The organism is Amycolatopsis tucumanensis, assembly GCF_021654135.1.
GTDB lineage: Bacteria > Actinomycetota > Actinomycetes > Mycobacteriales > Pseudonocardiaceae > Amycolatopsis_E > Amycolatopsis_E tucumanensis.
This window is the reverse complement of the sequence record NZ_JAKGSD010000028.1, coordinates 66091-77409: the sequence shown is the minus strand read 5'-3', so window position 1 is coordinate 77409 and position 11319 is coordinate 66091. Positions and strand designations below refer to the sequence as shown.

General features: G+C 72.6%; 10 protein-coding genes. 3 read left to right on the top strand and 7 right to left on the bottom strand.

Features of this window, described 5'->3' with window-relative positions; translation table 11 throughout:
- Positions 1 to 37: 37 nt before the first annotated feature.
- The 4 genes from L2C96_RS25660 to L2C96_RS25645 form a co-directional block, all read right to left on the bottom strand.
- Positions 38 to 1054 carry an ABC transporter substrate-binding protein gene (locus L2C96_RS25660; protein WP_235716095.1) on the bottom strand — a complete coding sequence of 339 codons (1017 nt, stop codon included), beginning with the start codon at positions 1052 to 1054 and terminating at the stop codon, positions 38 to 40.
- A 106-nt stretch (positions 1055 to 1160) separates the two neighbouring features.
- Complete coding sequence (locus L2C96_RS25655) at positions 1161 to 3281, bottom strand: amylo-alpha-1,6-glucosidase (RefSeq protein ID WP_237338076.1); 2121 nt, start codon at positions 3279 to 3281, stop codon at positions 1161 to 1163.
- Positions 3278 to 4441 (bottom strand): glycosyltransferase family 4 protein, encoded by a 1164-nt coding sequence (locus L2C96_RS25650; protein WP_237338089.1) that lies wholly within the window; start codon positions 4439 to 4441, stop codon positions 3278 to 3280. The genes L2C96_RS25655 and L2C96_RS25650 overlap by 4 nt, the downstream gene beginning before the upstream one ends.
- 153 nt (positions 4442 to 4594) lie before the next feature.
- A complete protein-coding gene (locus L2C96_RS25645; protein ID WP_237338075.1) occupies positions 4595 to 5926 on the bottom strand; it encodes an MFS transporter in 1332 nt (443 codons plus the stop codon).
- A 52-nt stretch (positions 5927 to 5978) separates the two neighbouring features.
- On the opposite strand from L2C96_RS25645, the gene L2C96_RS25640 reads away from it, so the two are divergent.
- Positions 5979 to 6617: a TetR/AcrR family transcriptional regulator gene (locus tag L2C96_RS25640; RefSeq protein ID WP_237338074.1), complete on the top strand. Its 639-nt coding sequence runs from the start codon at positions 5979 to 5981 to the stop codon at positions 6615 to 6617.
- On the opposite strand, the gene L2C96_RS25635 is transcribed toward L2C96_RS25640, so the two are convergent.
- Positions 6575 to 7237 carry a response regulator gene (locus tag L2C96_RS25635; protein ID WP_237338073.1) on the bottom strand — a complete coding sequence of 221 codons (663 nt, stop codon included), beginning with the start codon at positions 7235 to 7237 and terminating at the stop codon, positions 6575 to 6577. The two genes, L2C96_RS25640 and L2C96_RS25635, sit on opposite strands and share 43 nt — an antisense overlap.
- Entirely contained in the window at positions 7234 to 8346 is a 1113-nt protein-coding gene (locus L2C96_RS25630; RefSeq protein ID WP_237338072.1) for a sensor histidine kinase, read from the bottom strand. Before L2C96_RS25630 ends, L2C96_RS25635 begins: the two co-directional genes overlap by 4 nt.
- 108 nt (positions 8347 to 8454) lie before the next feature.
- Here L2C96_RS25630 and L2C96_RS25625 point away from each other — a divergent pair, with 108 nt between their 5' ends.
- Together L2C96_RS25625 and L2C96_RS25620 are read left to right on the top strand one after the other, a co-directional pair.
- The gene (locus tag L2C96_RS25625; protein WP_020417526.1) at positions 8455 to 8664 is read left to right on the top strand and encodes a DUF5957 family protein; all 210 of its coding nucleotides are present in this window, start codon (positions 8455 to 8457) and stop codon (positions 8662 to 8664) included.
- Complete coding sequence (locus L2C96_RS25620) at positions 8661 to 10121, top strand: multicopper oxidase family protein (protein ID WP_237338071.1); 1461 nt, start codon at positions 8661 to 8663, stop codon at positions 10119 to 10121. The genes L2C96_RS25625 and L2C96_RS25620 overlap by 4 nt, the downstream gene beginning before the upstream one ends.
- Positions 10122 to 10139: 18 nt before the next feature.
- Here the strand turns inward: L2C96_RS25620 and L2C96_RS25615 are convergent, their stop codons facing one another.
- Entirely contained in the window at positions 10140 to 11093 is a 954-nt protein-coding gene (locus L2C96_RS25615) for a sporulation protein (RefSeq protein WP_237338070.1), read from the bottom strand.
- Positions 11094 to 11319: the final 226 nt, after the last annotated feature.

Sequence of the window (11319 nt, the reverse complement as noted above, 5' to 3'; positions counted from 1 at the left end):
TCCCCAAGCAAGTGGGGAGGGCTCCTTCAGGCCAAAATCAACCCAACTTAGCCAACCCGGGCTTCAACTTCTCCAGAACCCAAGGAATGTCCAGCACGGTAGGAGCACGCAGCGCCGAGATCGTCTCCATGTCCACCACCAGGTAGTTGCCGGCCTTGATGGGGGCCACCAGCTGGTTGCTCTCGAACGCCGTCCGGTAGTCGGGCGAGGTGTAGGCGACGATCACCAGGTCCGCGGCGAGCTTGTCGTACTGCTCCGGGGTCAGCGAGCCGGTCGGGCTGCCCGCGTCGGTCTGCGCGGCGTCCGTCACCGTCGGGCTCAGCTTCAGTCCGAGCGACTCCACGAGCTGCACCGCGAAGTCCTTCTGCGACACCAGCGTGAACATCTTGCCCGCGGTGTTGCCGACGGACGCGGTGAATGTCTTGCCGGCCGCGTTCGGGTACTGCGCCTTCAGCTGGTCGATCGCGCCCTGGGTGCTCGTCTCGACCTGCTTGGCGTCGGCGGTCTTGCCGAGCGCCTGCGCGACCACGTTGAGGTGTTCCTGCCAGCTCTGTGAACCCCACTCGGTCGCGTAGCCGACCGTCGGCGCGATCCGGGACAGGTTCGCGTACTCCTCTTCGAGACCGTAGTCCGCGGTCGCCAGGATCAGGTCCGGCGTGAGCGCCCCGACCTGCTCGGCGTTGACACCGCTCGCCGCGTTGACGATCTGCGTCTTGGCCGGGTCGACTTTGCCCTGCAGCCAGGACGGCACACCGTCCATCCCGGACTTGTTGAAGAACGCGACCGGCGTGACGCCGAGCGCGACGGCCGCGTCGAGGTCGTCGGTCGACGTGCCGATCACGACGACGCGCTGCGGCGCCTTCTCGATCGTCGTGGTGCCGAACTTGTGCGTGATGCTCACCGGGAAGGCCGACGCGTCGGCGCTCGCTGAGGACGCCGACTGCGTCGACGAATCCTGCACATTGCCACACGCCACGAGCCCGAGGCCGAGCACACCCGCGACCGAAGCGGCCACGAGTGAGCGGAGTCCGGGCAGGCGAACCCTGCGAGACATGGCAACACCCTTTCGAAGGAACTGCGACAAATTGCGCCAAGTCAAGCAAGGCTAACCTAAGGAATCAACCCCGCAGTGTGCGACGCGGATCACCCCCGAACGCCGTTCACCCAGCTAGACGCAGGTCCCAGCCCTCCGGCAGCCCCCGAACCTTGGCCACTTCGTGATCTGCCTCGACGTGCACGGTCAGCTCACCGAGCCGCAGGTCCGACAACCGCACCCGCCCCCACTGCCCCGGCAGGTGCGGGCGGACCACCAGCCGCTGCTGCGGCACGTGTGGTTCGAGCCCGAGGAACGACCGCACCAGCAGCAACGGCGCCGCGCTCGCCCAGGCCTGCGGCGAACACGACGTCGGGTACGGGATCGGCGGGCTGAACTCCGACCGCGAGAACCCGCAGAACAGCTCGGGCAGCCGCCCGCCGAACGAGGCCGCCGCGTCGAGCAGCCCGGTCGCCAGCCGCTGCGCCAGGTCCACCGCGCCCGGCAGGTGCGCGTACCGCAGCAGCCCGGCCACCGCGATCGCCGTGTCGTGCGGCCACACCGAGCCGTTGTGGTAGCTCATCGGGTTGTACGCGCCCATCGCCGAGGACAGCGTCCGCAGCCCGTAGCCGCTGTCCATCTCCGGGCGGCTGAGCCGCTCGATCAGCACCGCGGCGTGCTCGTCGGTCGCGATGCCCGACCACAGGCAGTGCGCGGTGTTGCTGGTCAGCGCGTCCAGCGGCTGCTTGCGCCCGTCCAGCGCGACGGCGTACCAGCCCTGCTCCGGCAGCCAGAACGCCTCGGCGAACCGCTCCCGCAACCGCTCGGCCCGCTCCCGGCAGCGCGCCGAGGTGGCCGGGTCGTTGAACGCGTCGGCCAGTTCGGCGCGCGCCAGCCAGGCCGCGTAGGCGTAGCCCTGCACCTCGCACAACGCGATCGGCGTGGTCGCCAGCCGCCCGGCCGCGTCGTTGATGCCGTCGAAGCTGTCCTTCCAGCCCTGGTTGAGCAGGCCCCGGTCGGTCGCGCGCCGGTACTCGACGAACCCGTCGCCGTCGCGGTCGCCGTAGCGCTCCAGCCACTCCAGCGCCGCGTCGGCGGCCGGGAGCAGTGCCCGCACCGCCGTCTCGCCCGCGCCCCAGCGCCAGCACTCGGCCAGCAGCATGACGAACAGCGGCGACGCGTCCACCGTGCCGTAGTAGTGGCTGCCGCCGAGCACCTGATCGCTGTCCGGCCCGAGCCGCAGCTCGTGCAGGATCCGGCCGGGTTCCTCCTCGGTCAGCGGGTCGACGCGCTTGCCCTGCAGCTCCGCCAGCGTCTCCAGCGTGCCCAGCGCGAGACCGACGTCCAGTGGCAGCGCCATCCACGCGGTGAGCAGGCTGTCCCGGCCGAACAACGTCATGAACCAGGGCGCGCCCGCCGCGACGAACGGCCGGCCGTCCTGGCTGCTGTCGTGGATCTGCAACGCCCCGAGGTCGCTTTCGGTGCGCTGCAACACCTGCGTGAGCACCGGGTCGTCGGCCGCGATCATCGTGCTCACGTCGCGCCACGCGCGGATCTTGCGCGCCGGGCCGCTCGCCTCGACCTCCTCGCCGCGGTCGAACTGCGGCCGCACCCGCCGGTTCCCGACGGTCGGCTGCACCACGATCTCGGTCGACCACTCGCCGCGGGCGGGCACGACGACCCGCCAGTTCAGCACACCGGGCGCGGCCAGCGGGTCCGCGGTGGCGCTCACCGACAGGCCGCGCGAGCCGTCGGTCCGGTCGCGCAGCAACAGTTCCGAGCCGGCCACGGTGGCGTCCGCCCCACCGTGCGCGGGGCGGCCCTCCTTGACCGCGAACAGGTCCGAGAAGTCCGCGTCGACGTGCAGGGTCAGCGTCGCGACGGTGTTCTCCCGCCCCAGGTTCCGCAGCGTGATCGTCTCCCGCAGGCCGTCGCCGACCAGCCGCTCCCGCACCAGCAGCAGCGTGCTGTCGGCCTGGCCCGGCTTGGGGTTGCGGCGCAGCACGAACTGCGCCGCGAAGGCCTCTGGCGAGATGACCGACAGCGGGTGCGGCGACTGTCCGTCCAGCCGCAGCTCCCACCGCGAGATCAGCCGCGCGTCCCGGAAGAACAGGCCGTGCGAGGTGCCCGGCTGGATGTCGCCGTTCGTGCCGGACAGGCAGAACGTGCTGCCTTCGACGAGCGTGACCGTGCCGCCCGCGCTGGTCACGGGCACCGGCTCGCCCGCGTTGAACGCCTCCGGCGTCATGGCCGTCCTCCGGATGGCTGCAGGGTGGGGCCGTCGTTGTCCATCTGGTCGTAGGCGCGGTCGAGCGCCGAGTCGAGGGCGGCGTAGTCGCGCCGCAGCCTGCTGACCTCGACCGCCCGCCGGTACGCGGCCTCGTAACCGGCGCCCAGCCCGCCGACGTCGAAGTGCTCGGCGACGTGCGCGCGGCACTTGGCCGGGTCGAGGTGGCGGACGTCGTGCAGGGCCTGCACCAGGTCGGCCGGGTCGTCGCGCACCAGGCCGGTGACGCCGTCCACGACGACCTCCGGCACCGCGCCGGACCGCAACGCCACCACCGGCGTGCCGCACGCCATCGCCTCGATCATGACCATGCCGAACGGCTCCTCCCACTGGATGGGGAAGAGCAGGCAGCGGGCCTTGGCGAGCAGCTCACGCTTCGCGGTCGCGTCGGCGACGCCGAACACGTGGTCGTTGTCGGTCAGGCGCGGCCGGACCTCCCGCTCGAAGTACTCCTTCTCGATCGGCTCGGCGCACTTTCCGGCCAGGACCAGCCGCAGCCCGGCCCGGTGCGCGGCCTCCAGCGCCAGGTGCGGCGCCTTGTCCGGGTGGAACCGGCCGAGGAACAACGCGTAGTCGTCCTTTTCGGACTCGAACGGCCAGTCGGCCAGCCGCAGTGCGTTGTGGACGGTGCCGATCCAGTTCAGGCCGGGCGCCAGCTCGCGCTGCCGGTCGCTGATCGCCACCAGGTGCACGTCGTCGCCCAGTTCGGTGTAGTAGCGCGCCATGTCCTCGCCGACCGGGCCGTGCACGGTCACCACGGTCGGCACGCCGTAGGCGGGGGCGTTGAGCGGGCCGGCCAGCGAGTGGTCGTGCACCACGTCGACGCCCTCGGTCGCCGCGAGCCGCTGCACGGCCCGGCGCGCGGCGATGGCGTGCATGACCTCCGGGTAGGGCTCGCCGAGCAGCTCCGGCACGGTGCGGTCCCACACCGGGACGAACCGCGCCTTCGTGCCGGGACGCCCCGCGCCGATCAGGGTGACGTGGTGCCCGCGGTCGACGAGAGCGTCCGCGAGGTCGGCCACCACCGCCTCCACCCCGCCGTAGGCCTTCGGAGGAACGTCGAAGTAGGGCGGGACGACCATCGCCACGCGGAGCGGGCGGTCGGGATCGTCCCGTCGCACGGCGGCGTGCGAAACAGATCGGGCTTTCCACGCGGGGCGGTGCGCGCTGCTCAAGCTGCCTCCTCGGACCGTCTATGCAATTAGCACTCTCCTCCTAAGAGTGCTAATACAGCGGTGATCGCCTCGGCAAGCTCCGGGCGGGGGAGATCTGTGTCACACGGCGATCCGCCGTGCCGCCACGACGCCCGCGAGGCCGAGTGCCGCGGTGCCGGCGAAGACCGCGAGGAACGCCGCCGGTGCCGCGCCTTCGGCGGCGATGAGCGCGCCGCCGAGTCCACTCGCGACAGCGGTGGCGAGGGTCTGCGCCAGCTGGAGCGCCGCGCTGACCGAGCCCTGCTGCCCGTCCGCGGCGCGGCCGAGGGTTTCGGTGGTGGCGGCGTTGAACGCCACACCCATGCCGGCCCCACCGATCACCCAGCCGAGCACCGCGACCAGCCCGGGGCCGACGAGCACGCCGTAGGCCAGCACCGCCACCCCGGCCACCAGGACCGCGAAACCCAGAGCCACCGCCGCCCGCCGGTTGCGGTCCCACTTCGCCTGCGCCGCCGATCCGGCCACCCAGCTCAGCGCCCCGGCCGACAGCCCCAGCCCGGCCTCGAACGCGCTCACGTGCCGCAGTTCGGTCAACCCCAGCGGCAGGAACGCCTCGGTGCCGAAGTACACCGCGCACAGCAGGAACCGCACGACCACCCCGGCAGGCACCCCGCGCCGGACGACGAGCGTCCCGGCCGGGGTGACCTGCCGCAGCGCCAGCACGGCGAGGACGAACCCGGCGGCGGCGAGCGGAACCAGCACCGCGACCGTGTGGAGTTCCAATGCGGCCAACAGGATCGCGGTGCCTGCGGCGAGCGCGACGCTGCTGACGAGCGGCCGCCACCGAGAGGACTCCGAGGTTGTGGCGGCCGGCCGTGCCAGTCCGGGGAGCGTGCACCCTGCCGCGACCCCGGTGAGCGGGATCATGGCGAGGAACACCCACCGCCAGCCTGCCGAGCTCGCCACCGCCGCCGCGACGACCGGCCCGACCAGCGACGGGATCGTCCAGGCCGAGGACAGCAGTGCGAACATGCGGGCGCGCAACCGTTCCGGGTAGACCAGCCCGATCAGCGTGTAGGCCATCGCCATCACCGCGCCGACCCCGAGGCCCTGCGTGAACCGGCTGAGCAGGAACAGCGGCCACGACGGGGCGAGACCGGCCAGCGCGCTGCCCAGCGCGAACGCGACCAGCCCGGCGGCCAGCGGACGGGCCGCTCCACCCCGGTCGGCGGCGTGACCGGCGAGGACGGTGCCGACGATGTTGGCGAGCATCAGCGCGGCCAGCGCCCAGCCGTAGGAGCCGAGGCCGCCGAGCAGGCGGGAGATGTCCGGGAGGATGGTCGCCACCCCGAGGGATTCGAGCGCGACCAGTCCGACGGTGAGCACGATGCCGACGGTGCGGGCCCGGTAGCGGGCCGAGAGCACACCCTCGGCAGCCGAGGAGAGGGTCATGACGGCAATTATGTTCCGTACCGGAACGAAATGGAAGTGCTAGGGTGACGCTGTGACGGGCACCCGGGCCGGACGGCCACGCGACGAGCGCATCGACGGAGCCGTCCGCGAAGTGACGGTGGACCTGCTGAACGAGGTGGGCTACGCGGCGCTCACCCTGGAGGCGGTGGCGAGCAGGGCGGGCACGAGCAAACCCGCGCTACGCCGCCGCTGGCGAGGACGGCAACACTTGGTCGTCGACGCGCTGGTGGCCACGGTGGGCGCGGTACCCACGCCGGACACCGGGTGCACCCGCTGCGATCTGATCGCGGGGATCGGGACGCTCAGCGAGGCCTTCACCACCAGGATCGGACGGCGCGTGCTGCCCGCGCTGGTCGCCGACCTCGCCGACGATCCGGAACTCGCCGAGGTGTTCCTGCGCGACTACTTCCACACGCGACGGACGTCCACCGCAGAGGCGTTGCGCCGGGGCATCGAGCGCGGCGACCTCGACCCGGACCTCGACTTCGACCTCGTGCTCGACATGCTCGCCTCGACCACCTACTACCGGGTCCTCTTCGGACACCTGCCGGTCACCGATCGCCTGGCGGAGCAGGTGGTGGACGTGGTGCTGACCGGAGTCGCCGCGCCGGGGTGGCGCGGCTGCGGTCACCGGCCGGGGTCGCCGGGGCGGACCAGGCCGGACTCGTAGGCGATGTGCACCAGCTGGGCGCGGTCGCGCGCGTCCAGTTTGGACAGCAGGCGGCTCACGTAGGTGCGGGTGGTGGCCGGGCTCAGGAACAGCCGCCCGGCGATCTCGTCGTTGGACCGGCCCGCGGCGACCTCGGCGAGCAGTTCCCGTTCCCGCTCGGTCAGGCGCGCCAGCCGCGCCGGGTCGGTGCGGTGCCCGTGCGCCACCGCCGCCATCACGCGCCGGGTGACCGACGGCGACAGCAGCGCGTCACCGGCGGCGACCGTCCGCACCGCGGCCCGCAGGTCGTCCGGCTCGGTGTTCTTCAGCAGGAACCCCGAGGCGCCGGCGCGGATCGCGTCCAGGATGTGCTCGTCGGTGTCGAAGGTGGTCAGCACGACGACCCGCACGGCGCGCAACCGCGGGTCGGCGACGATGCGCCGCGTGGCCTCGATGCCGTCCACGCCGGGCATGCGGATGTCCATCAGCACGACGTCCGGCCGCGCGGTGAGCGCGAGCGTCACCGCCTCCGCGCCGTCGGCGGCCTCGCCCACGACGGTGATGTCGTCGGCGCGGGCGAGCAGCGCGGACAGGCCGGCCCGCATCAGGTGCTGGTCGTCGGCGAGCGCGACGCGGATCATCGCCGCTCCACGGGCAGGCTCGCGTCGATCCGGAAACCCGCGCCAGGGCGGGACTCCAGCGTCACCGAACCGCCGAGCAGCTCGGCCCGGTCCCGCATGCCGTCCAGGCCGCGGCCACCACGGGCGGGCAGTTCGGCGCCGGCGCCGTCGTCGCAGACCTGGATCCGCAGCCGGCCCGGTTCGAAGCGCAGCCGCACCTCCGCCTTGCTCGCCCGGGCGTGACGGAGGCAGTTGGTCAGCGCCTCCTGCACGATCCGGTACGCCGTGGTGTCCACGGCGGCGGGCAACGCGACCGGCTCGCCCTCGGTCGACACGGTCACCTCCAGACCACTTCGGACGGTGGCGGTCACCAGCGCGTCGAGGTGGCGCAGGCTGCCTGCCGGGGCGCGGCCGGTGTCGTCGGTCAGCAAGCCGAGCGTGGTCCGTAGGTCGTGCACGGCTTCGTCGGCGGCCAGCCGGAGGGTCGCCAGCGCGGACCGGGCCGCGTCCGGGTCGTCGTCGAGGGCCTCGGCGGCGACACTGGCCTGCACCGACACCACCGCCAGCGTGTGCCCGACGGCGTCGTGCAGGTCCCGCGCGATCCGCAGGCGTTCCTCCTCGACCCGCCGCCTGGCCTCCCACTCCCGCTCCACGGCGGCCTGCCGCGCGGTGCGGCGTTGCTCGGCGCGCAACGCCCCCAGCGCGATCGCGCTCAGCATCAGCCCCACTGTCGAGGCGAGCTCGAACCCGAGCAGGTAGTCCGGATCCTCCCCCTGCCGCAACCGGAAGAACGTGCTGACCAGCACCAACCCTGCCGCCGTCACCGCCGCGACGCGTGCCCGGCCGGCTTCGGCCGCGGAGAACAGGGCGGCCGCGACGGGCAGCGCGAGCCCGACCGGCGGGTAGCCGGCCGCGTGGTAGGCGAGCAGCCCGGCCGCGGTCGCGGCCAGCGCCAGCACCGGGAACCGGCGGCGCACGAGCATCAGCGCGCCGAGGCACACCGCGAACAGATACGCCACCGGATCGGGCGCCCGTGCGCCGCCGAGGTCCATCGCGATGGCGACGGCCACCACGGTGGAGGTCGCGACCCCCAGAGCGGCGTCGGCGAGCACCCGCTTTCGCTCGCTCACGTCCCGAGAATAGCCAGGTCCCGGCCCGCGCACAGTCGCCGGATGTTGACTGTGCGATCGCCTGCGGACGGACGACGGGTGGCGCGGACCTGCCTAGTTTCGGCTCGCATGAGAACCCTGGGTGTCGCCATCCTCGGCCTGTTCGCGGGCCTCGCGGTGGGATTTCTGGTCTTCAGCGAACTCGTCGGACGGCTGGCCGCGCGGGACGGCCAGGTCGACGCGCCCTGGACGTTCGTGATCGGGTTCGGGCCGCAACTGCTCGCCGTCGCGGGCGCCGTCGCCGCCGTGTTGATCGACCAGCGGAGGCGGAACCGGTGAACCTGTCCCGGCGTGACCTGTTCCGCGTCACCGCGGCCGGCCTGCTCGTGGCGGGCTGTTCGAGCGGCGGCGCGAACACCGAGACCGAGTCCAGCGCGGGCACCCTGTTGCGCAGCGCGGCGAGACTGCCCGAGCCGTTCACCGTGCCGCTGCCGGTGCCGCCGGTGCTGCGGCCGGTCCGCCCCGGCCACTACGAGATCACCCAGCGCGCCGCCGAGGTGGAGATCCTGCCCGGGCTGCGCACGACGGTCTGGGGGTACGACGGGATCTTCCCCGGCCCCACGATCGAGTCCCGCCGCGGCGAGACCACCGTCGTCCGGCACCGCAACGAGCTCGGCGTGCCGGTGGTGGTGCACCTGCACGGCGGCCGCACCCCGCCCGAGCACGACGGCTACCCGCTCGACCTGGTCGCGCCCGGCGCGGTCCGGGAGTACGTGTACCCGCTGGACCAGCCCGCGGCCACGCTCTGGTACCACGACCACCGGGCCGACTTCACCGGCCCGCAGGTCTACCGCGGTCTGGCGGGGTTCCACCTGGTGCGTGACGACGAGGAGGACGCGCTGCCCCTGCCGCGCGGCGAGCGCGAGGTGCCGTTGATGATCACCGACCGGTCGTTCGCCGCGGACGGCTCGTTCGCCTACCCGTCGGTCGACCCGTCACTGCTCGGGCAGCCGGGCGTGACCAGCGACTTCGTCAGCGGTGTGCTCGGCGACTGCATCCTGGTCAACGGCGCGCCGTGGCCGGTGATGGAGGTCGAGGCCGCGCGTTACCGGTTCCGGATCCTCAACGCCTCCAACGCCCGCCGCTACCGGCTCGCGCTGGACCCGCCGGGGCCCGGGTTCACGCAGATCGGCGGCGACCAGGGGTTGCTGGCCGCGCCGGTCCGGCACGAGCGGATGCAGATCGCGCAGGCCGAACGGTACGACGTGGTGATCGACTTCTCGGCGTACTCGCCCGGCCAGGAGGTGACGCTGGTGAACCGGCTCGGCGACGACGGCACGGCGCGGGTGATGCGGTTCGTGGTGACCCGCCGGGCGCGCGACGACAGCGCCATCCCGGACCGGTTGGCCGACGTGCGGCCGCTGTCCCGCTCGGATGCCGTGGCGGAACGCGAGTTCACGTTCCGCCGCGGCGGGGCCGAGCACCACGGGATGACACTGTGGACGGTCAACGGGATGCCGTTCAGCGCGGACGGCGTCGTGGCCGAGCCGGCCCTGGGCACGGTGGAGCTGTGGCGGTTGCGGGCGCAGAACGTGCCGCACCCGATCCACATCCACCTCGCGCCGTTCCAGGTGCCGGGCACGGCGCACGGCTGGAAGGACACGGTCGACCTGGGCAACGGCGACCAGGCCGAGGTGCTCGTCCGGTTCGAGGGTTATCGCGGGAAGTACGTCCTGCACTGCCACAACCTCGAACACGAGGACATGATGATGATGGCGAACTTCCTGGTGCGGTGAATGTGCTGGTGCGGTGACTCACTCCTCGCCGTCGAACTCGAAGGCCTCTTCCAGCATCTCGCCCATGATCATGCCGCCGACGACACCGGCCGCCGCGCCGGCCACCATGCCGCCGACGCCCATGCCGCGGCCGTGACCGTGGTGGCCGTGGTGGCCCGGGTGGTGGCCGCCGAAGGCCGGGTTGCCGAACGCGGAGTGCCCGCCGCGCTGGGCGGCTTCGGTCAGCCACTGCCCGATGAGCGCGGCCCAGTCGGCGTTCTCCGCGTCCTGGTGCGACATCTGGAAGCGGCCGAACGAGTCGCCGCCGGCCTGCATGAAGCGGCCCCGCCGGTCGGCTTCGAGTACGACGGCGAGATCGTGCGGCCCGGCGACGAAGGTCAGCTCGACCTCGTTGATCCGCCCGGCGAACTCGGCCGGCGGGAAGAACTCGAGCTCCTGGTAGAAGCCCAGCTCCTGGCGCACGCCGTAGAGGCGGCCCGCTTCCACGTCGGCGTTGCGGAACCGGAACCCGAGCTGCCCGAACGCGTCGAGCACCCGGTCCTGGGAGGGCAGCGGGTGCACGTGGACCGGGTCGAGGTCACCCTTGTCGGGCGCGCCCGAGATCACCAGCTCGGTCCGCACGCCGACCGCCATGCCGTGCAGGAGCGAGTCACCGACCGCGGTGATGGGCGTCTCCCACGGCAGGCGCAGCTCGAACGGCACGGTGACCAGCTGACCGGACGGCACCCGCACGCCCTGCTGCACGAGCTGGCGGTGGAACTCCCCGGTGGCCGCGGACTCGTGCCCGCCGTGCTCGATCTCGACCCGCGTGACCAGCGACAGGACGACCTGGTCGATGGCCGCGTCGGCGCTGCCGCCCTGGATCCGGACCTGCCCCGTGACCACCTGACCGGGCGCCGAGTGGCCCGAGTCGAGCACGGTGTCGACCGACGGCCCACCGACGCCGAAGGCGCTGAGCATCCGCTTGAACATGGACAGTTCCTCCTGGGGATCCGGACAAAACAGGCTCAAGATCGAGACTACCGGCAGCAAAACCCCGCTCACCACCAGGAACCCGGCAACGAAAGCCCGTCACCCCCCACGAGCCGCACCGCGCACCCGCCTGAGCGTCATCCGGCAGCGCCCGGAAACGCACCGCGCGAAGCCACCCGTCACCCGACGAGCCGCACCGCCCGCCCGCCCGAGTGTCATCCGGCAG

Bases quoted from the DNA above. Each gene is read 5' to 3' on its own strand.
- L2C96_RS25655 (WP_237338076.1), bottom strand. From the start codon at position 3,281: ATGACGCCGGAGGCGTTCAACGCGGGCGAGCCGGTGCCCGTGACCAGC.
- L2C96_RS25625 (WP_020417526.1), top strand. From the start codon at position 8,455: ATGAGAACCCTGGGTGTCGCCATCCTCGGCCTGTTCGCGGGCCTCGCG.
- L2C96_RS25660 (WP_235716095.1), bottom strand. From the start codon at position 1,054: ATGTCTCGCAGGGTTCGCCTGCCCGGACTCCGCTCACTCGTGGCCGCT.
- L2C96_RS25635 (WP_237338073.1), bottom strand. From the start codon at position 7,237: ATGATCCGCGTCGCGCTCGCCGACGACCAGCACCTGATGCGGGCCGGC.
- L2C96_RS25615 (WP_237338070.1), bottom strand. From the start codon at position 11,093: ATGTTCAAGCGGATGCTCAGCGCCTTCGGCGTCGGTGGGCCGTCGGTC.
- L2C96_RS25645 (WP_237338075.1), bottom strand. From the start codon at position 5,926: ATGACCCTCTCCTCGGCTGCCGAGGGTGTGCTCTCGGCCCGCTACCGG.